At 73.9% G+C, this 19,610-nt stretch carries 15 protein-coding genes; 7 read left to right on the top strand and 8 right to left on the bottom strand.

All coding sequences use genetic code 11. The annotated features are described in order from the left end of the window. Window positions 1-59: 59 nt before the first annotated feature. Together IF30_RS0128515 and IF30_RS0128510 are read right to left on the bottom strand one after the other, a co-directional pair. Window positions 60-1,439, bottom strand: a complete 1,380-nt coding sequence (locus IF30_RS0128515; RefSeq protein ID WP_051711393.1) for an MFS transporter — start codon at window positions 1,437-1,439, stop codon at window positions 60-62. Then, window positions 1,436-2,056 (bottom strand): ArsR/SmtB family transcription factor, encoded by a 621-nt coding sequence (locus IF30_RS0128510; RefSeq protein WP_030243761.1) that lies wholly within the window; start codon window positions 2,054-2,056, stop codon window positions 1,436-1,438. The genes IF30_RS0128515 and IF30_RS0128510 overlap by 4 nt, the downstream gene beginning before the upstream one ends. Before the next feature lie 259 nt (window positions 2,057-2,315). On the opposite strand from IF30_RS0128510, the gene IF30_RS42095 reads away from it, so the two are divergent. Further along, window positions 2,316-3,089, top strand: a complete 774-nt coding sequence (locus IF30_RS42095; protein WP_037901480.1) for a hypothetical protein — start codon at window positions 2,316-2,318, stop codon at window positions 3,087-3,089. Between the two features lie 134 nt (window positions 3,090-3,223). Continuing rightward, the gene (gene polX, locus IF30_RS0128500) at window positions 3,224-4,951 is read left to right on the top strand and encodes a DNA polymerase/3'-5' exonuclease PolX (protein ID WP_030243760.1); all 1,728 of its coding nucleotides are present in this window, start codon (window positions 3,224-3,226) and stop codon (window positions 4,949-4,951) included. 136 nt (window positions 4,952-5,087) lie between these two features. Here polX and IF30_RS0128495 read toward each other — a convergent pair whose 3' ends face one another. Together IF30_RS0128495 and IF30_RS0128490 are read right to left on the bottom strand one after the other, a co-directional pair. After that, window positions 5,088-5,966 (bottom strand): carbohydrate kinase family protein, encoded by an 879-nt coding sequence (locus tag IF30_RS0128495; protein ID WP_030243758.1) that lies wholly within the window; start codon window positions 5,964-5,966, stop codon window positions 5,088-5,090. A 3-nt stretch (window positions 5,967-5,969) separates the two neighbouring features. Beyond that, window positions 5,970-7,061 carry a pseudouridine-5'-phosphate glycosidase gene (locus IF30_RS0128490; RefSeq protein ID WP_078891788.1) on the bottom strand — a complete coding sequence of 364 codons (1,092 nt, stop codon included), beginning with the start codon at window positions 7,059-7,061 and terminating at the stop codon, window positions 5,970-5,972. A 148-nt stretch (window positions 7,062-7,209) separates the two neighbouring features. On the opposite strand from IF30_RS0128490, the gene IF30_RS0128485 reads away from it, so the two are divergent. From IF30_RS0128485 to IF30_RS0128465, 5 genes are all read left to right on the top strand, one after another. Beyond that, window positions 7,210-8,205 (top strand): LysR family transcriptional regulator, encoded by a 996-nt coding sequence (locus tag IF30_RS0128485; protein ID WP_030243754.1) that lies wholly within the window; start codon window positions 7,210-7,212, stop codon window positions 8,203-8,205. 109 nt (window positions 8,206-8,314) lie between these two features. Beyond that, a complete protein-coding gene (locus tag IF30_RS0128480) occupies window positions 8,315-9,979 on the top strand; it encodes a peptide-N4-asparagine amidase (RefSeq protein ID WP_037901479.1) in 1,665 nt (554 codons plus the stop codon). 519 nt (window positions 9,980-10,498) lie between these two features. Continuing rightward, window positions 10,499-12,091, top strand: a complete 1,593-nt coding sequence (locus tag IF30_RS0128475; RefSeq protein ID WP_030243750.1) for a purple acid phosphatase family protein — start codon at window positions 10,499-10,501, stop codon at window positions 12,089-12,091. A 187-nt stretch (window positions 12,092-12,278) separates the two neighbouring features. After that, complete coding sequence (locus IF30_RS43990; RefSeq protein ID WP_051711391.1) at window positions 12,279-12,896, top strand: hypothetical protein; 618 nt, start codon at window positions 12,279-12,281, stop codon at window positions 12,894-12,896. A gap of 163 nt (window positions 12,897-13,059) precedes the next feature. Next, a complete protein-coding gene (locus IF30_RS0128465; protein ID WP_051711389.1) occupies window positions 13,060-13,875 on the top strand; it encodes a (2Fe-2S)-binding protein in 816 nt (271 codons plus the stop codon). 282 nt (window positions 13,876-14,157) lie between these two features. On the opposite strand, the gene IF30_RS0128460 is transcribed toward IF30_RS0128465, so the two are convergent. The 4 genes from IF30_RS0128460 to IF30_RS0128445 form a co-directional block, all read right to left on the bottom strand. Beyond that, window positions 14,158-15,210, bottom strand: coding sequence for a membrane protein (locus IF30_RS0128460; protein WP_030243743.1), 1,053 nt, complete (start codon window positions 15,208-15,210; stop codon window positions 14,158-14,160). 276 nt (window positions 15,211-15,486) lie between these two features. Continuing rightward, complete coding sequence (locus IF30_RS0128455; protein WP_030243741.1) at window positions 15,487-17,067, bottom strand: alpha-amylase family glycosyl hydrolase; 1,581 nt, start codon at window positions 17,065-17,067, stop codon at window positions 15,487-15,489. A 241-nt stretch (window positions 17,068-17,308) separates the two neighbouring features. Then, a complete protein-coding gene (locus tag IF30_RS0128450) occupies window positions 17,309-17,947 on the bottom strand; it encodes a bifunctional 4-hydroxy-2-oxoglutarate aldolase/2-dehydro-3-deoxy-phosphogluconate aldolase (RefSeq protein ID WP_051711383.1) in 639 nt (212 codons plus the stop codon). Then, window positions 17,944-19,584: an N-acyl-D-amino-acid deacylase family protein gene (locus IF30_RS0128445; protein ID WP_234322877.1), complete on the bottom strand. Its 1,641-nt coding sequence runs from the start codon at window positions 19,582-19,584 to the stop codon at window positions 17,944-17,946. The genes IF30_RS0128450 and IF30_RS0128445 overlap by 4 nt, the downstream gene beginning before the upstream one ends. Between the last annotated feature and the right edge of the window lie 26 nt (window positions 19,585-19,610).

Raw genomic sequence — 19,610 nt, 5'->3', positions numbered from 1 at the left:
GACGGCATACGAGATTTCTGCCTGTCTCGTGGGCTCGGAGATGTGTATAAGAGACAGGCTCACAGGCGTGTCGGTGACGGTTCCTGCTCCGCCGTTTCAGCGTCCGCTTCGCCCGGTTCGACGGTGGCCCAGCCGTTGCCGCCCGCTCTGCCACGAAGGCGGTCCATCTCGCGCCACTCGGGCCGGAGCCCGGCCACGGTCGTGGTGACGAGGTACCCGGCGCCGGCCGCGAGCAGGCTGGGCACCAACCCGACCAAGGCGACCGACGTACCCGCGACGAGGCCGCCGAGGGGTATCCCGGCCCAGGCGAGGGAGTCGCCGAGGGCGTGGACGCGGCCGAGGAGGGGGCGGGGTACGCGCTCGAAGAGCACCGCGCCGAGGATCGGGTTGAGGAAGCCGGAGCCGAAGCCGCCGATCGCGAACACCGCGAGCACCGCCCACATGGGCGCGCCGACGGCGAGCACCAGGAACCTGGGCGCACCGCACAGGAGGAATCCGACGAAGAAGACCGTCCGGCGGGGCAGGCGGGAGGCGACGGCGGCCGCGATCAGGCTGCCGACGACCGCCGTGGCGCCCATGGCACCGGCGGTCAGGCCGATGGCGGCCGGGCCGTTGCCGGACTCCCGCGCCCAGACCGGGACGAGGACGGTCGTGAAACCCGCGTCGAGCAGATTGGTGATGCCGACCATCACGATGACGGCGAGCAGCAGCGGCTCGGACCGCAGGAAGGCGAAGCCCTCGTGGAACATCCGCCAGTAGCCGACCGGCTGCTCCCGTTTCCCCTTCCCCTGCCCGTCCTCCTCTCCCGCTACCGGTGTCGCAGGTGCCGGCGGGCGTCCCATGCCGCGCGGCAGCGCCAGGGCGATGATCAGCGAGCCGAGCGCGAAGGTGGCCGCGTTGATCGCCAGACCGGCCAGCGGGCCCATCAGGGCGACCAGTCCGCCGCCGACCGCCGGGCCGATGGTGGAGGCCAGCCGCTCGGTGACGCCGGACAGGCCGGTGGCGCGCTCCATGGGCACCCGGGCCCGGTCGGCCGCCTCCGGGACCATGACCGACTTGGCGAGGTCTCCCGGGCCTCGCATCGAGCCGATCACCGCGACCATCACCAGCAGGACCCAGAACGGCAGCAGCCCCTGGGAGTGCAGCAGCGGGACCAGCCCGGCCGCAGCGGCGCTGACCGCGTCCGTCGTCCACGACACCACGCGTGGCCCGAGCCGGTCGACCACCGGCCCGGTCAACGCCTTGACCAGCACGTAGGGTGCCATCTCGGCGAAGGCGACCAGGCCCGTCATGGTGGCGCTGCCCGTCGTGGCCAGGACGAACCAGGGCAGGGCGATGGCCGAGACCCGTGTCCCGGTGACGGAGACGACCGTCGCGGCGAGCACCCCGGCCAGCGGCCGGAAGCTGCGTATCGGCGGATCCCCGGCGGCGGTGGTCATGCGGGCCCCCCTTCGGCGTCGATGTTCTGCAGGTCCGGCAGCACGTGGAGGACCACGGAGACCTGCTCGGTCCCCGCCGGAGCCCCTCCCTCCGGGTCCACCCGGCGGTAGCGCCCGACCACGGCGGCCAGTTCGCCGGCCAGCCGCTCGGCCTCGGCGGGTGTGAGCTGGAGCAGCGTGTCGCTGAGGTCCGTCGCCTTGCGCCATTCCCTCGGTGTGGTCTCGAAGGCGTCCAGTGCGCGCTGCGCCGTGAGGGTGTGCGCGGCCAGCACGGACCGCAGGAAGCCGGTGGCCGTCTCCAGTTCCTCGTCGGCCAGGTCGTCGCCCGTCCAGACGGTGGCCCGGTGGGCCGAGCGCCACCAGCGCTCGCGGGCGTTGCCGCGCTCACTGTCCTCCTCGACGAAGCCCGCGGCGGCGAGCTGGCGCAGGTGGTAGCTGGTGGCTCCGGAGTTGAGACCCAGCCGCTCGGCGAGCCTCGTCGCCGTGGACGGGCCGTGTTTGCGCAGCAGCCCGATCAGCTGCATGCGCACGGGGTGCGCCATCGCCCGCATGCCCTTGGCGGTGAGGGCGATGTGCGGGTCGTCGCTGTGCTTCCAGCCGCCGTCGTCGTCGGTCATGGCAGGAGCATAGGACTGCAAAAAAACCTTTGCAAAGCCTTTTTTGCGAAGAGATCTTTGCGGTTCACCACGTCCGGCCCCGCCGATCGGGGGGTGCCCGGCCGGCCGCTCGATGGGGGCCCGGGAGCGGTTCGTGCCCCGGAGCGGGATTGTCACCCGGGCGGCCGAGGCGCAGGCTGTCAGGAGGGCCCGGGAAACGGTCGGCCGCGGTCGGCCGCGCACCCATGACGGCCGCCGGTGAGGCACGAGGGGCAGGACGATGGCACGCGGGAGGCTCTGGGGCTACGTCGCGTCGGGAGCCCGGGCGCTGGGCGCGATCGGCGCCGTGAGCGGCGCCGGCCGCCGGAGCGGGTCCGGGCGCGCGGGCGGGCTGGTAGCCGTCGGGTCCGAGGACGGCCTCGGGCCGCTCCAGTCCGGCACCATGGCAGCCCCGAGGGTGCTCACCCGCACGGAGCTGGAGCGGCTGCGCTGGACCGGTCGGCAGGCCGGGTGTGAGCCGATGGCCCGGCACGTCCAGGTGGCCGACGTGGTCCGCCGGGTGGTGCGCGGCGGTGGTCGCGCGGGGGCGGTCACGGTCCTGGTGGCGCCCGGCTTGCCGGTGGTGGCCGGGGATGCCCGACGGCTGGAGGCGGCCGTCGCCGGGCTGGTCGATCACGCGATCCGGCGCAGCCCGCTGGGCGGCCGGGTGCTGGTGCACGCCGAGGTGGCGGGTGGCGCGCCCACGCGGCGGCCGCCCGGACGGAGCGCGGCGGCGGGACTGGACTTCGCACGGCTCGGCGGTCGGAACGGCGGGCGGGACAGCGGCCGGTACGGCGGGCGGAGCGGCGGCCGGGTGGAGATCCGGATCGCCGACCGGGGCGGCTCCGAGCTGCCCGAGGCGCGTGCGGGGTTGCTCGCGGGCGTGCGGGCCGACGGCCCGGTCGGGCCGGCCCTGCACAGCCTGGTGCTGGCGGCGGGCGGTCGGCTCGCGGTCGAGCCCACCCCCGGCGGCGGACTGACCGTGGTCCTGCTGCTGACCATCGCCTACGACTGACGACGCCCCGAGGAGACGGTGGCGAACCTCCGGCGGAACGCGGCCACGCCCCCGCGGGCCGCGGCCGCGCCCCCGACGGACCGCGGCCCCGCTCCCGCCCGGCGAACCCGCCCCGCCGAACCTAGACTTGCCCCATGCCCAGGCTCAACGACCAAGTCAGTGAGCTGCTCCAGGAGTACGCCGATCTGATCAGCATCACCGGCGGGGACGCCTTCCGGGCCCGCGCCTACGAGAAGTCCGCCCGCGCGGTCGGCGGCCACCCCGAGGACCTGGCCGGCCTGGACGTCAAGGGCCTGCAGCAGATCCCCGGTGTCGGCAAGTCCACCGCCGAGAAGATCGCGGAGTACGTCTCCACCGGGAAGATCACCGCCTTGGACGCCCTGCGCGCCAAGATCCCGGCGGGTGTCCGGGAGATCATGGCGGTCCCCAGCGTCGGTCCCAAGCGCGCCCTCGCCCTCTACCGCGACCTCGGCATCGCCTCCGTGGAGGAGCTCGCCGAGGCGGTCCGCGCCGAGAAGCTGTCCGGTGTGGCGGGCTTCGGCGAACGCAGCGGCGAGAAGATCCTGCACGGCATCGAGCTGATGCGGCAGTCCGGCGGCCGCACGCTGCTGGACGCCGCGACCGAGCTGGCCGAGCAGTTGGTCGCCGCGCTCTCCGCCGTCCCCGGCTGCACCCGCTGCGCGTACGCGGGTTCGCTGCGCCGGATGCGCGAGACGGTGGGCGACATCGACGTGCTCGCGACCGCCGAGGACTCCGCCCCCCTGATGGCCGCGCTCACCGAACTCCCGTACGTGGCCGACGTGATCGCCAGCGGATCGACCAAGACCTCGGTGCGCACCACCCGGGGTATCCAGGTGGACCTTCGGGTCGTGCCGGAGGAGGACTGGGGCGCGGCACTGGTCTACTTCACCGGATCGAAGGCGCACAACATCAAGCTGCGCACGCGGGCGGTCCGGGCCGGCCTGAAGCTCTCCGAGTACGGGCTGTTCGAGGTGGACGGTGGCGCCAAGGTGGTCTCGCAGACCGAGGACGAGGTGTACGCGGCGCTCGGCCTGCCGTGGATCCCGCCGCCGCTGCGCGAGGACCGGGGCGAGATCGAGGCGGCGCTGAACGGTGAACTCCCGGATCTCGTCCAGGAGTCCGACCTGCGCGGGGACCTGCACACGCACACCGACCTGACCGACGGGCTGGCCACCCTGGAGGAGATGATCGACACCGCGGCCGCCCGCGGCTACTCCTACTTCGCCGTCACCGACCACGCCCCGAACCTGGTGATGCAGCGGATGACCGACGAGAAGATCCTCGCCCAGCGCGATCGACTGCGCCAACTCGCCGATCGCCACAAGAAGTTGCGCCTGCTGCACGGCACCGAGCTGAACATCGACCCGGACGGCGGGGTGGACTGGCCGCCCGAGTTCCTGGCCGGCTTCGACGTCTGCGTGGCCTCCGTGCACTCGAACTTCACGCTCGACCGCGCCGCCCAGACCCGCCGCCTGATCCGCGCCTGCGAGAACCCGTACGTGCACGTCATCGGCCACCTCACCACCCGACGGATCGGCAGCCGCGGCCCGATCGACGTCGACCTGGACGCGGTGTTCGAGGCCGCCGCACGCACCGGCACCGCCATCGAGGTCAACAGCTCACCGCAGCGGCTCGACCTGCGCGACGAGGACATCCTGCGGGCCAAGCGCCACGGCGTCCGCTTCAGCATCGACAGCGACGCCCACGCCACCCCCCACCTGGCCTACCCGCGATTCGGCATCGGCACGGCGCAGCGCGGCTGGCTCACCGCCGAGGACGTGGTCAACACCTGGACGTGGCAACGGCTGAAGCGGTTCCTCCGCAAGGACGCGCTGCGCTGACGCGTTTGCACCGGTGCACTCACACCCACACTCCCGCCGCTGCACTCCCGTCGGTGCACTCGCACCGACGCACTCGCACCGACCCGGGCGGCCGACCCGGGCGGCCGCCTGGGCACGGCCGGCCCGGGCACGGCCGTCATGCCTCGCCGCAGGACGCCCCCGGCGAGGCCAGCACCCGGGACGCGCTGCGGTGCCCGAGCCCGGCCGCCAGCCGCAGGTCGCCGGTCTCCAGGAATCCGGCCAGGAACCCCGCCGCGAAGGCGTCCCCGGCCCCGGTGAGGTCGCGCACCTGCGCCACCGGCGGCACCGGCACCGTGAACGGGTCCTCGCCGGGCGCGTCGACGGTGGTGGCCTCGGCGCCAGCCTTGGTGACCACCGTGGTCGCCGCCAGCCGGGCGCGTTCGGGCCCGGGCAGGCCGTCCACCAGCAGGCCGAGGAAGGCTGACTCGGAGCGGTTGGCGAACAGGAAGGTCGGGGTCAACTCGGCCATCAGGGTGAGGAACCGGTGTCGACCGAACTGCTGCAGCATGCCGGTGGAGGAGGCGTCCACCGAGGTGGTGGCGCCCGCCCGGCGGGCCCGGACGAGTGCGTCCACCGCGGTGGCGCCGACCGGCTCGCCGTCGAAGGAGTAGGCCGGCACGTGCAGGTGGGTCAGGCCGGCCAGCCACGCGTCCGGAACGCGTTCCAGCAGTGTGGCGGCACCGCGGTCGGGCAGCATGGTCCGCTCGCCGTCCTCGTCGATCAGCACCACGATGCTGCCGGTCCGGCCGCGCCGGGAGACCCGTACGTCGACGCCGTGACCGCCCAGTTCGGCGACCACGCCGTCTCCGGCCGCGTCCTCGCCGACGCAGCCGAGGAAGCGGGCCGGGTACTGCCCGGCGGCGAAGCGGGCGACGTTGGCCGCACTGCCGCCGCGCCGTCGGAAGACCCGGGCGCCGGTGTCGGTGCCGTGCCGCAGCGGTCCGTCGACCCAGACCACGATGTCCTCGACGAGGTCGCCGAGCACCCCCAGCACGGCTCAGGCCCCGGTCTCGGCAGCCGAGGCGGACGCCCCAGCCGACCTGGTCGGCCCAGCCGAGGGCGCCGGCCCGGTCGAGCCGGCCGACGCCGCCGGCCCGGCCGCCCCGGCCAGGGCGATGGCGATCTCGCCGCCGAGGCGGACGTTGCCCCGGTAGACCTCGACGTTGACCTCCAGGCTGCGGCCGCCGGTGTCGCGCTGGATGTGGTCCAGCAGGAACGGCGTCGAGGCGTTGCCGGTGATGCCCTGGCGCGCGGCCTCGGCCCAGGCGCGGGCCAGGATGCTGTCCAGTTCCTCAGGCGGCAGTTGCTTGGCCGGGTCGACCGGGTTGGCGATCAGGACGGCCTGCGGCAGGTCGAGCCGGTCGCGGGCGTCGATGACCTTGGCGGCCTCCTCGGGCGAGTCGACGCTGAAGTTGATCTCGTGGCCGGAGTCGGTGACGTAGAAGCCGGGGTACTTGCGGGTGCGGTAGCCGATGACCGGGATGTTGTAGGTCTCGAAGCGCTCCAGGGTGGCCCGGATGTCGAGGATCGACTTCACGCCGGCGCTGATCACGGTGACCGGGGTGGCGGCCAGGGTGGTCATGTCGGCCGACTCGTCGAAGCTCTCGGAGGCGCCGAAGTGCACGCCGCCGAGGCCGCCGGTGGAGAAGACCCGGATGCCGGCGCGGTGGGCGAGGAAGGCGGTCGCGGCGACGGTGGTGCCGCCGTGGCGGCCGAGCGCGGCGACCACCGGGAGGTCGCGCAGGCTCACCTTGTCCAGGCCGTCGATGGCGGAGAGTTCGGTGATCTGCTCGGTGCTCAGGCCGACCGTGGGAATCCCGGCGTGCACACCGATGGTCGCCGGGACGACGCCCGCCTCCCGCAGCCGTTCCTCCGCCTCCAGCGCCACGGCGAGGTTGCGGGGGCGCGGCAGGCCGTGGGTGAAGATGGTGGATTCCAGGGCGACCACGGGCCGGCCGACGGCGAGGGCCCGCGCGACCTCTTCGGCGACGCGGATGGCGGGGGCGGCGGGGGCGACGGAGGCAGTGGGGGCAGCGGCGGCGCCGTGGGTGCTGGAGCCGCCGGGGGTGCTGGGCGGAAGTTCGGTCATGTTGCGAACTCTCTGTGAGATGCCACTGCGGTGGGGCAACGCGGATCTCAGCGTATGGACGGCTCGCATCGGGATCCAGAATGAGTACTGGGGTTACTGATAGACCATCACCTATTGGTTCGTCCGCCCCTCCTCTACCCTGGCGGCCATGGGTTTCACCTTGCGTCAGCTGGAGGTCTTCCTGACGGTGGCCGGGACGCTGCACTTCGGACGGGCCGCCGAACGGCTGCACATCTCCCAGCCGACGGTCAGCCAGGAGGTCGCCCGACTGGAGCGGACCGTAGGCGTCGAGCTGTTCGACCGCAGCCGCCGTTCCGTCGCCCTGACCGCCGCGGGCGAGGTGATGGCCGCCGAGAGCGCGCGGCTGCTCGGCCAGGCCGAGGCACTGCTGGCCCGGGTCCGGCTGCACGAGGAGACCCGCCTGGGCACGGCCCGGATCGTCGCCTCGCCGAGCGTGGTGAACCGGCTGCTGCCCGCCGTGGTCAGCCGGGCCGAGCAGGAGCTGCCCGCGCTCGACACCGTCGAACAGGCCGTGGACACCGGCCAGGTGTCCGCCACCCTGGCCGCCGAACTGGCCGACATCGGCCTCGGCCGCTTCCTGGACGAGGTGGACGGCTACCGGCTGGAGCGGATCGCCGACGAGCCGGTCCTGGTCGCGATCGGCCGGGACCACCCGCTGTCCGGCCGCGCCGCCCTGCGCCTGACCGAACTGCGCGACCTGCCCCTGCTGCTGTGGCCGCGCGAACAGCACCCCCGCTACTACGACCACGTCCTCGGCCTCTGCGGGGACCGCGGGGTCGACCCGCCGGTCCTGGTCAGCCCGCCGCGGATCGTCGGCTCGCGGCTCTACCTGCTCGCCCGCAACCGGGCCTTCTCCCTCGTGCCCGGCTCGATGACCGGCCACCTCACCGAGGACGTGGCCACCGTCCGGCTGGAGGGGCGGGCCACCCTGCCACTGGAGATGCAGTGGCGGCTGGACGACCGGCGGCCCCGGCTGGCCGCTCTGCGCGACCTGATCCGGCAGGAGGCGGCGGCCCTCGAAGCGCACGACGAGGAGCACGAGGGGCACGACACGGAGCAGGACACGGCGCCCGGCGAACGGCCCGGCGAACGGCCCGCCGAACGGCCCGCCGAACGGCGGTAGCAGGGCCTCGACCGCCACCCTTGACGCTGGCATGCCACCGCCGGAAGGATGCCGGATCATCCCTCCGGCCCACGGCGACGCTACGGGCCGCCCGACCCCGGGATCCGCCTTGGCCCTGCGCCCGCTCCTCCGCCGCGCCGCCGGATTGTTCGGCGCCGCCGTCCTCTCCCTCGCCGGCACCCTCACCGCCGCCGGCCCCGCCCACGCCGACTTCGGCACCGACTACCACGACCCGGTCACCGCCACCAGGCCCCTCACCCGGCCGGACACCCGCTCCTGCACCGTCGAGGTGATGCACGAGCGCGAGTTCCGCAACGGGTACGGCAACCCGCCCGACACCCCGTACGCCGCCACCCTCACCCCGCCCGCCGACTGCGCGGGGCCGTGGTCCGCGGTGGTCATGGACGTGCACGGCCAGGTCGCCGGGCGGCAGTTCGACCGGATGTTCAGCGTCCGCGTCGGCGGCGTCCAGGTGCTGCTGTCCTCCACTCCGGAGCCGTCCAAGGACGGCATCGCGTGGAGCGTCGAGCACGACGTCACCCGGTACGCCCCGCTGTTCACGGCCGGCCCGCAGGAGTTCTCCTTCGACCTCGCCAACGTCACCGACGCCACCTACACCGGCGTCTTCACGATCAGCACGAGCCTGACCTTCTACACCGCGAACGACCGCTGGCCGGCCGCCCGCACCGCCGACCGGCTGCTCACCACCGGGCCGTTCGCGCTCACCCAGGCCGCCTCCACCGCCGGGCGCGAACTCACCTTCCCGCAGAACCTCGAACGCCTCACCGCCGAGGTCTACACCCGGGGCGGCGGAGCCTGCGAGGAGTTCGCCTACGCCTCCGCGCCGGACGCCTTCGTCGCGGCCAACCCCGGCCTCGGCGCCTGCGGCAAAGGCCCGTTCCGCGAACTGCGGCTCACCGTCGACGGCCGGGTCGCCGGGGCGGTCTGGCCGTACCCGGTGATCTACACCGGCGGCTGGGATCCGCTGCTCTGGCGGCCCGTCCCCGGCATCTTCGCCTTCGACCTGCCCGCCTACCGGCTCGACCTCACCCCGTACGTCGGTCTGCTGCTCGACGGCCGCCCGCACACCGTCGGCGTCACGGTGAACGCTACCGAGGCGCAGAGCAACGACGGCTGGACCGGCCAGGTCAACCTCTTCGCCGAGACCGACCACGGCGCCGCCCGCACCAACGGACAGCTCACCGAGCACCAGGTCGCTCCCGAGGCCGCCGTGGCCACGCAACTCGCCGACCACGGCGGCGGCAGCGGGGACTGGACGGTCACCGCCGCCCGGCACGACCTCGCCCGCGGCTGGGTGCAGACCTCCCACGGCCGGATCACCACCGAGGTCCGCGACGACCTCACCTTCCGCTCCGCCCAGCAACTGCGCGACAGCGGCAACGACGTGGCCCTGCACAACGGCGCCGACCTCACCCGCACCACCGCCACCTGGGGCGGCGGACCGCACCGCACCGTCATCGTCCACGAAGGCGAACCGCTCGACGTCACCTACAAGGTGAGCCACGACGCGGCCGGCAACACCGACCAGAGCACCGCCATGGACCTCGGCTACCACCGCGAGGCCACCGCGGCGACCGGCGGCCACGTCACCCGCAGCGCTACCGTCGACCACACCCTGCGTCCCACCGCCCGGCGCCACGACGGCGACCGCACCGTCCGGACCGGCAGCAGCACCGAGGACTACCGCAGCACCGGACCCGAGGGGCCCTACCACCGCACGCTGGACTTCGTGGACGGCTGGCCGCGGCCCTGACCCGGTCACCCGACCCCGACCCCGACCCGCGAAAATTGTCCGGATTTCGCACCGTTCACCCCTGGTGCACGCGGCGTGGGAGGCGCATCATGGGAAATGGACCTGCGAGGTAGCTGAAGGAAGTTCGACCGCAGGAGGCAGTGGCGACAGATCGAGACGGATCAGGGTCTGCCGCTGATTCTCTACCTCGGTCGACGATCGAACTACCGGCCCGGAGGACGAAAGTCCGGAGGCCACCCCCGCCTCGCAGGTTCCGCGCGTCCACGGAGCATCCCCTCGACTCCGTGGACGCGCTGTGCGCCGGTCCGCCGGCCCTCCGGAATGGCGCGCGGCGGCGCCTCTCAGTGCGGCAGGTTCCTGAGGAGCCCGGCCCAGCGGGCACTCGGCGTCCGACGCTCGTCACACCGGGCAGTCGCCACGCGCCGACCCCACGCGCCGCCCGGCGGAGGAGTCCGGCCGACCGGAGAGTTCACGCCGGGACCCCGGCGCGGTTCACCTCCGTACGGTGAGCTGACCGCCATGAACGCTTCCAGTGGACGATCCCCTGTCAGCCGGCGCGGACTCCTGGCCGGCGCCTCCGGTCTCGGCCTCGGCAGTGCCGTGTCCCTCTCCGGACTCGCGGACACCCCCGCCGCCGCTGCCCCGCCCTCCCCGCTGCTGTGGCAGCGGCCCGGACGCTCCGGCGCCCCACGGGTGGCCGGCCTGCACCTCCAGTTCGGCTCGGACGCCTCGCGCGAGGTGGTCGTCTCCTGGCACACCACCCGGTCCGTCGCCAACCCGCGGGTGGTGTACGGGACTTCGAACGGTGGTTTCGGCCGGAGCGCCCAGGCCGCGACCCGCACCTACCGGGACGCAGCCTCCGGCACCGAGGTCCAGGTGCACCACGCCCGGCTGACCGGCCTGCACCCCGACACGGACTACGTCTACGCCGCCGTCCACGACGGCACCACCCCCGAGCTGGGCACCGTCCGCACCGCGCCGTGCGGCCGCGCCGCCTTCACCTTCACCAGCTTCGGCGACCAGGGCACCCCCACCCTCGGCAGGAAGACGGCCAACGGGTACGTCAACGACAACCTCGGCAGCCCCGCCGCCGGCGACACCACCGCCGGGGTCGAACGGATCGCCCCGCTGTTCCACCTGCTCAACGGCGACCTCTGCTACGCCAACATCGCCACCGACCGGGTCCGCACCTGGTCCGACTGGTTCGAGAACAACACCCGCTCGGCCCGCCACCGCCCGTGGATGCCCGCGGCCGGCAACCACGAGAACGAGAAGGGCAACGGCCCGATCGGCTACGGCGCCTACCAGGCCTACTTCGACCTGCCGGGCTCCGGCTCGGACGACGAACTGCACGGCCTCTGGTACTCGTTCACCGCCGGCTCGGTACGCGTCATCAGCCTCAACAACGACGACGTGGCCCTGCAGGACGGCGGCAACTCCTACGTCCGCGGGTACTCCGGCGGTGCCCAGCAGCGCTGGCTGGAGCGGGAGTTGGCGGCGGCGAACGCGGATCCGGGGATCGACTGGATCGTGGTCTGCATGCACCAGGTGGTGATCTCCACGGCCGACAAGTTCAACGGCGCCGACCTCGGCGTCCGCGAAGCCTGGGTCCCGATGTTCGACAGGTACGGCGTGGACCTGGTGGTCTGCGGCCACGAGCACCACTACGAGCGCTCGCACCCGATCCGCGGCCAGCAGCAGACCGACACCCGCACCCCGATCCCGGTCGCCACCGGAACCCGGACCGTCGACACCACCAAGGGCACCGTCCACCTGGTGATCGGCGGCGGCGGCACTTCCGCCCCGTCCAACCAGCTCTTCTTCGACCCGCCGAAGGCCCGGGTCATCACCGGCGTCGGCGCCGTCGACCCGGCCACCGGCAAGCGCCCGCCGGTGTACGTGATCGAGGACGCCCCCTGGTCGGCGTTCCGCGACGCCGACCACCCGTACGGCTTCGCGTCCTTCGACGTCAACCCGGGCGAGCGCGGCGGGCAGACCACCATCGACGTGACCTACTACTCGGTCAGCGGACCGTACGGCGACCTCGTCCCCGTCGACCGCTTCACCCTGACGCGCCCCCGAGGCGCTCGCGGCGGCGGCCGGGGCCGCTGAGCCGGCGCTCGTCCCGCCCGGCCGGTCTGCGGGCCCGGCGGGCGGCTCTCCCGGGGGAGGCGGCCCTCCTCCTCCGGGGGGAACCGACTGCCGTGAACTCCCCGCCCCAGCGGGAGGTCCGCGCGGGCGGCCGGCAGCAGACTCATTGCCGTCGGAACCACCGCCCCCGAAGGAGGACGAACCCGCCATGAACCGCCGGCTCGCCACCATCGCAGCCTCCCTGCTCCTGCTCGCCGCGACGACCGCACCCGCCATGGCCGCACCCGCCCCTGCCCCCGCGACTCCTCCCGCCGCGGCGCTCGCCACCGCACTCGCCACCTCGGCGCCGACCACCCCGGGGGAACCGGCCGCGGCGGCGGAGCGGAGCGGGGCGGTGAGCGTGCACGGCAGCGGTGACACCGTCCTCACCTCCGCGTTCCGGGACTTCGCGGGCGACCCGGTCCGGATCACGCTGGACGCCCGGGCCACCGGCAACCTCGACCCGGGTGGCACCCACGGCCACTTCCACGTCCGGCACGTCCACACCGACGGCCGGCTGGTCGCCGACTTCGAGGGCGACGTCACCTGCCTGGGCGTCGGCGGCCGGGAGGCGATCGCCACCGGCGTGATCACCAAGGGCGAGGCGTCCTGGTTCCCCGGCCTGGAGATGACCGGACAGAAGGTCTCCCTCTCGGTGGAGGACGACGGTCGGCACGGGGACCGGATCGGCTGGGTCTGGGGCGCGCTGGGGCAGCCGGTGGCGGACTGCCAGGGCGCGGTACCGTTCATCCGCACCACCGGTGGCGACTTCACCGTGCGCGGCTGACGTCCGCCTGACCAGGGTTTTCCGGGGTCGCCGGGCGGGCCGCGCGCCGCCGCCGACCCGTACACCCGGACAACCCTGGAGGCCCGATGTCGCCCGACCGCCCGACCGCACCGGGGCCGTCCGAGCCAGGCGCGGGGTCCAACGGCCTCACCGGGGAGGGCCGTTGAACCCCGCGCCCGACCGGCCGGAGCCTGCGCCCGACCCGCTCTCCGCACCCGGTCCGCACCCGCCCGACTACGGCCGACTCACCGCGATCGGCCCGTACTTCGCGCTGGACACCTCCCCGGAGGCAGCCCCGCCCGCCGGCTTCCGGCCGCTGCCCGAGCTCTTCGACACTGGGCCGGACGCGCCCCTGGCCGCGCGACTGCGGGTGGTGGCGCAGCGGCTCGGCACCACCGAACTCCGGGTGGCCGCCTCGATCCTGCACCTGGGGCTGGCAGCCCGCTTCTGGTCCGTGGGCCTCGGCTCAGCCGTCCTGCTGGGGGTGGTGCCGACGCTGGAACGCGCCTGGGTGCGCATCCCGGACCAGGGCCCGATCGACCTGTGGGCGCCACCGGAGCCGGTCCCGCCCACGACCGGCCTCCACCCCGGCGCCGGCGCCGGCATCGCCCCCCGCCCCGCTTCTCTCGTGGAGCAGCTCCACGAGGCCGTGCTGCTGCGCCAGTTGGATCCACTGGCGGCGGCCGTCCGCGCCGCCGCCCCACTCTCCCCGCGCCTGCTGCTCGGCAACGCCGCCTCCGCCCTGGCCGGCACGCTGCGGGTGCTGGACGCCCACGCGCCCCACACCGCACGGGCGTTGGTCGCCGAGCTGCTGGGCCGCCCGCCGCTGGCCGGGGCCGGCGCGCTGCGCGTCGGCCCGCGCGGTACGGCCTTCCGGCGGAGCAGCTGCTGCCTCTACTACCGAATCGGCCCGAATGCCGGACTCTGCGGGGACTGCTGCTTCACCGAACCGCCCACCCGGGCAAAGCGGAACGGCTAGACCACCCCCGACGGCGTCGCCGCCCGCTCGACCACCGGATCGGCGCATCGGCACATCAGCGCACCGGCACAACAGCGCACCGGCACAACAGCGCATCAGCGCATCGGCGTCGCTCCGGCCCGCCACAACCTGGAGTCGGCGCCTGCGCGGGAGGAGACCAGCAGGATCCCTCCACCTGCGCGTTCCGGCCCGCGTCCGGCTTGTCCAGGGCCGGGCGCGGGCCGTCAATCCTCACCCGGGGCCGATGCCCCTGGCACCGGGTGAAGCCTTCCGAGCGGGCGGTCAGACGCCGACCGCCTCCTCCATCTCCTCCTCGGCCTCCGCCGGCGTCTCCACCGAACGGCGCCCCCGGCCCTCGTACCTCGCCGCGGCGACCAGGGCCACCCCACCGAGCAGCAGCCAGACCAACAGGGTCAGCACGTGCCCGCCGAGGCCCGCGCCGCCGTCGAAGTACAGGATGCTGCGCGCGCCCTCCTGGAAGCCCGCGCCGGTCCAGAAGCCGTGCAGGCCGCCGAAGAAGCCGTTCTGCAGCTCGGGCCGGTAGATGCCGCCGGAGGAGGTGAAGTTGAGCATCACGAACAGGACCATCATCGTCAGCGTGGTCCACTTCTTCAGGAAGCTGTGCAGGCCGATGCCGATCAGCACGATTCCCGCGGAGTAGAGCCAGCCGAGGGCCCAGACCGCCGCGCGGTCGTGGTCGACGACGTGGAACACGGGCCCGGCGGTGACGATCCCGATGACGCTCACCACCAGCGAGACCACCACCCCGACCAGCGCCCGGACCTTCATGCCCAGGGCGGCTCCGGCGGCGCCGATCACCGCCACGCTCGCGTAGGACCCGATGCTCAGCGCGACCAGGAGGAAGAAGAGGCCCTGGCCGGTCGGGTCGCCCTTGGCGGGGGTGGTCAGGTCGGTGACGTGCAGGGGCACGCCCTGCTTGTCGGTGACGGTGGTGAACACCGCCGTGGCGGCCACCACCGAGGTGTCGGAGTTCCCCTTGGCCACGAGCAGTTCGGGGCTCCTGGCGTCCGGGACGAAGGCGCCGATCAGGTCGCGGTCGCGCAGCTGGTGCTCGGCGGCGGCACGGTCGTCGACGGTGCGGACGTCGAGCGCGTCACCGGCCTTGTCCTGGATGGCCTGTGCCAGCCCGTGCGCCTGCGGGGAGGTGCCGACGACGGCGACCTTGAGGTGGTGCGGCTCGGGCTGGTGGAAGGCGCTCTGGTAGGCGAGCGCCATGCCGAGGCACATCAGCAGCGGGGTGATCAGGTGGACGGCGAGGTGCTTGAGCGAGTGCCCCAGGGCGGGCGCTGCGGCGGGGTTCTGGGGTGTGCTCATGGTGTTCGTACCGTCCTCCGTGGTGTCGCGTTCAATCAAGAAGGTGTCAAATACAACCAATCAAGGTGGCAAATGCAACCATCTATGGATGGAGTTTACAACTATCTGGCCGTGGGCGGAAGCCGGTTCCCCGGCCCGCCGCCATCTCCCGCCTCACACCGGCCCGAACACCCGAGGACCGCGCCCGCACCGGCACGAACACCCCGGGCCGTGTTCACACCAGCATGAACACCCCGAGCCGCGTTCACGCCGGCACGAACACGCCGTGACCCGCGCTCACACCAGCTCGAACACCCCGTACCCGAACCCGTCGGCCCGCAGCTCCCCGTCCGCCACCCGCACGCCCTGCACCTCCAGCGGCCGGACACCCCCGGGCTCCAGGCGTACGGCCGCCGGCTCCCGGCGCGGGTTGACCGCCACCAGGTACCGCCCGGCCCGGGTGTACACCAGCGGATACCCGGCGTGCCGGACCTCCACCGCGCCGCCGGAGCCCAGACCCCGGTGCGCACGGCGCAGGGCGATCAGCCGCCGCACGGTGTGCAGCAGCGAGGTCGGGTCGGCCCGCTGGGAGAGCACGTCCGGGCGGTGCGGGTCCGGGTCCACCGGCAGGTACAGCCGCTCGGGCGGGGCGGTGGAGAAGCCCGCCGACGGGCCGGGCGTCCACTGCATCGGTGTGCGCGAGCCCGCCCGGTTGAACCGGGGCCCGAGTACGCTGCCCTCCGTGTCCGGCAGGCCGGGCAGGTAGCGCATGCCGATCTCGTCGCCGTAGTAGACCGCCGGGAGGGTCGGCCAGGTGAGCAGGAAGGCGAACGCGGGGGCGAGTTGCCCGGCCGTGCGCGGGCCGGCGGCCAGCCGCGAGAAGTCGTGGTTGGCGGTGGGCAGCACGATGTGCCCGCTGTCCTCGGTGAGTTGGGCGGCGGAGCGCCAGGCGTCCAGGAAGGGCTCCGGGGTGCCCCGGCCCTCGGCCTCGAAGTAGCAGGCCTCCTGCTGCCAGAACTCCTCCACCGTCCCGCCGTTGTTCTGCCACAGCGACCGCAGCGGCAGTCCGTGGTCCTCGCCGCCGAAGTGCAGGAAGAAGTCCGCGTGGAAACCGGCCGCGACGGCGGCGGCCGGGTCGCCCCACTCGGCGAGCAGGACGGCCTCGGGGTGGCTGCCGTCCAGCCAGTCGCGCAGTTCGGTCCAGAGCTTGGCGGTCTCGACCTTGCCCGGGTCGTCCTTGACCAGGGAGTACGCCATGTCCACCCGGAAGCCGGAGACGCCGAGGCCGAGCCAGTGCGCCATGATGTCGCGCAGCGCCGCCCGATTGGCGCGCGGCCCCTCGGCATCCACCGGCTGGCGCCAGGGTTCGTCGGAACTGCTGCGGGCGTAGCCGAAGTTGAGCGCCGGCTGGCAGTCGAAGAAGTTCGGCCGGTACCAGCCCGGGCGGCTGCCCGGCGAGGCGACGAAGCCGTCCACCCGGCGGTCGGCCCAGATGTAGCGGTGGTCGGACGGGTCCTCGGCGGCGGCCAGGAACCAGGGGTGGCGGTCCGAGGTGTGGCCGGCCACCAGGTCCAGCAGGATCCGGACGCCCTTGCGGCGGGCGGCCTCGACCAGCGCCACCAGGTCCTCGGTGCGGCCGTAGCGCGGGGCGGGCGTGAAGTAGTCGCTGACGTCGTACCCGGCGTCGCGGAACGGCGAGGCGAAGCACGGGTTGAGCCAGACCGTGTCGATGCCGAGCCAGGCGAGGTGGTCGAGGTGCGCCGCGATGCCGGCGAAGTCTCCGATGCCGTCGCCGTCCGAGTCGGCGAAGGTCTGCGGGTAGATCTGGTAGAGGACGGCATCGGCGAGCCAGTCGGGGCCGGGGCGGGTCGAGGTCATGGGCGGGTCCTCCTACCGGGTCCGGGGCCCGGAGTGCACCGGGCGGGGCTGAGCCGGCCGGATTCGGCCGAGGCCGAGCCGGGTGCCACCGATTCTCGTCCAATCCCGGCCGCTCCGACAGCCCGCCTCGCTCCGGCGCCGGTCGACCGCAGGCGCCGGTCGAACGCGGCCGCCGGGCGAACGCGGCCGCCGGGCGAACGCGGCCGCCGGGCGAATGCGGCCGCCGGGCGAACGCAGGCGCCTACGACGCCTCGCACGCCTCGCACGCCTCGCACGCGTCCGTGAACTTCCGGGCCCGCCGGGTGATCTCCGCCCAGTCCCCCGCCGCGACCGCCTCCGCCGGCACCACGTCCGTCCCCGCGCAGACCGCGATCGCGCCCTGCCCCAGGAACTCCGCGGCGTTGCCCGCGTCGATCCCGCCGGAGGCCACCAGCGGGACGTCCGGGTAGGGGCCGCGCAGGTCCTTGAAGTAGCCGGGGCCGAACGCCCGGGCCGGGAAGATCTTGACGGCCGCGGCGCCGAGGTCCACCGCTCGGGCCACCTCGGTCGGGGTGAGCGCCCCGAGCACCACCGGCACGCCGGCGGCCTGCGCCGCTTCCGCCACCTCGGGCCGGCAGCCGGGCGTGACCAGGAAGGACGCGCCCGCCGCGACGCCCTGCTCGGCCTGTTCGGCGGTCAACACGGTACCGACTCCGACCCGCCACCCGGCCTGCGACGCCCGTCGCAGATGCTCCGTCACCTCCGGCGTGGTGTAGGTGAATTCGGTCAGTCGGATGCCTCCTGCGGCGAGTGCCGCGCACAGCGCGGAGGCGTCCGGGATCCGCGGCGCGCGGACCACCGCGATCACCCGGTCGTCCCGCAGTACGGAGAGAGAGTTCATGCGGCGCGGGCCCCTCGGTCGGTTCGGCGCAGGGCGCGCCCGGGTCGGGCGCCGGTGGTGCGGCCCTGCCGGACGACGGCGATGCCGTTCACGTACACGTGCTCGATGCCCTCGGCGGGCAGTCTGGGCTGCTCGAAGGTGGCGGCGTCCCGGACCCGTTCGGGATCGAGGAGCACCAGGTCGGCGTGGTGGCCGGGGGCGATCCGGCCGCGCCGCTCCAGCCCCAGTCGGGCGGCGGGCCTGCCGGTCATCCGGGCGACCGTCTCCTCCAGCGTCAGCACCCCCAACTCCCTGCTGTAGTGGCCGAGGTAACGCGGGAAGGTGCCCCAGGCCCGGGGGTGGGGGCGGGCGCCGACCAGCAGACCGTCGCTGCCCACGGTGTGTGCCCGGTGACGCATGATCGCCCGCACGTTCTCCTCGTGCCCGACGTGCTGGAGGACCGTCGTGGCCAACTCGTCCCGGCGGAGCAGGTCCAGGAACACCTCCGTGCCCGTCCGCCGCTCCTCCTCGGCGAGTCGGGCGATCGTCCGGCCGACCGTCCCGGCGAGCGCGGCCGACCGGACGCCCGAGATCTGGATCGTCGCCCAGTCGGCGACCACGCCGTGGCAGCCGTCGCTGCCCTTCTCCTCCAGGTCGTGGCGGATCCGGGCGCACTGCGCCGGGTCGGCGAGCCTCGCCAGCGTCGCCGCCGGGCCGCCCTCGGTGGCCCAACTCGGCAGCAGGGCGGCCAGTGTGGTGGAGCCCGGCAGGTAGGGGTAGCTGTCCAGGGTGAGGTCGACGCCGTCGGAGAGCGCCCGGTCGACGAGTTCCAGCAGCTCGCCGGCCCGGCCCCGGTTGACGCCGAAGTTCATCGTGGCGTGGGTCAGGTGCAGCGCGCAGCCGCTCCGCCGGGAGATCTCGACCATCTCCGCGTACCCCTCCAACGCCCCCTGGCCGTACGACCGTTGGTGCGGCGCGTGGAAGCCGCCGTAGGCCGCGACGATGGTGCACAGCTCGACCAGCTCGGCGGTGTCGGCGTACGTCCCGGGGGTGTAGCTGAGGCCGCTGGACAGGCCGACCGCGCCGTCCAGCAGGCTCTTTGCCAACACCTGCCGCATCCGGTCGAGTTCGGCCCGGGTGGGCGGGCGGCGGGCCCAGCCCATGACCAGCGTCCGCAGCGTGCCGTGCGGCACGAGGTAGCAGGCGTTGACGGCGACGCCGGTGCGGTCGAGCCGGTCCAGGTAGCCGGCGACGTCGCGCCAGTCCCAGTCGAGGTCCGCCGGATCGCCGTTCCAGCCCGCGAGTTGGCGCCGCAGCGCGGGCAGTGTGGTGTCGTCGACCGGGGCGTAGGAGAGGCCGTCCTGGCCGAGGACCTCGCAGGTGACGCCCTGGGTGACCTTGGCCGGGTGCGCGGGTTCGAGCAGCAGGGCAAGGTCGGAGTGGGCGTGCATGTCGATGAAACCGGGGGTGAGGACCAGGCCGTCGGCGTCCACCACCTCGGGCGCGCCGAGGCGGTCTCCGATCCCGGTGATCAGGCCGTCGGCGATCCGGACGTCCGCCCGGTAGCGGTCCGCACCGGTGCCGTCCACGACGGTGGCGCCCCGGAAGACCACCGCCCCGGCCCCAGGCCCGACCGCTCCCGCCTTACCTGTATCCACCCCGACCGCTCCCGCCCTGCCTGTGC

It is taken from the genome of Streptomyces sp. NRRL S-350 (assembly GCF_000719705.1).
In the GTDB taxonomy this organism is placed as follows: Bacteria; Actinomycetota; Actinomycetes; order Streptomycetales; family Streptomycetaceae; genus Kitasatospora.
This window is presented reverse-complemented; position numbering and strand designations above follow the sequence as displayed.

Coding starts and splice junctions, on each gene's coding strand:
- IF30_RS0128515 (WP_051711393.1), bottom strand. CDS start 1,439: ATGACCACCGCCGCCGGGGATCCGCCGATACGCAGCTTCCGGCCGCTG.
- IF30_RS0128510 (WP_030243761.1), bottom strand. CDS start 2,056: ATGACCGACGACGACGGCGGCTGGAAGCACAGCGACGACCCGCACATC.
- IF30_RS42095 (WP_037901480.1), top strand. CDS start 2,316: ATGGCACGCGGGAGGCTCTGGGGCTACGTCGCGTCGGGAGCCCGGGCG.
- polX (WP_030243760.1), top strand. CDS start 3,224: ATGCCCAGGCTCAACGACCAAGTCAGTGAGCTGCTCCAGGAGTACGCC.
- IF30_RS0128490 (WP_078891788.1), bottom strand. CDS start 7,061: ATGACCGAACTTCCGCCCAGCACCCCCGGCGGCTCCAGCACCCACGGC.
- IF30_RS0128485 (WP_030243754.1), top strand. CDS start 7,210: ATGGGTTTCACCTTGCGTCAGCTGGAGGTCTTCCTGACGGTGGCCGGG.
- IF30_RS0128475 (WP_030243750.1), top strand. CDS start 10,499: ATGAACGCTTCCAGTGGACGATCCCCTGTCAGCCGGCGCGGACTCCTG.
- IF30_RS43990 (WP_051711391.1), top strand. CDS start 12,279: ATGAACCGCCGGCTCGCCACCATCGCAGCCTCCCTGCTCCTGCTCGCC.
- IF30_RS0128460 (WP_030243743.1), bottom strand. CDS start 15,210: ATGAGCACACCCCAGAACCCCGCCGCAGCGCCCGCCCTGGGGCACTCG.
- IF30_RS0128455 (WP_030243741.1), bottom strand. CDS start 17,067: ATGACCTCGACCCGCCCCGGCCCCGACTGGCTCGCCGATGCCGTCCTC.
- IF30_RS0128450 (WP_051711383.1), bottom strand. CDS start 17,947: ATGAACTCTCTCTCCGTACTGCGGGACGACCGGGTGATCGCGGTGGTC.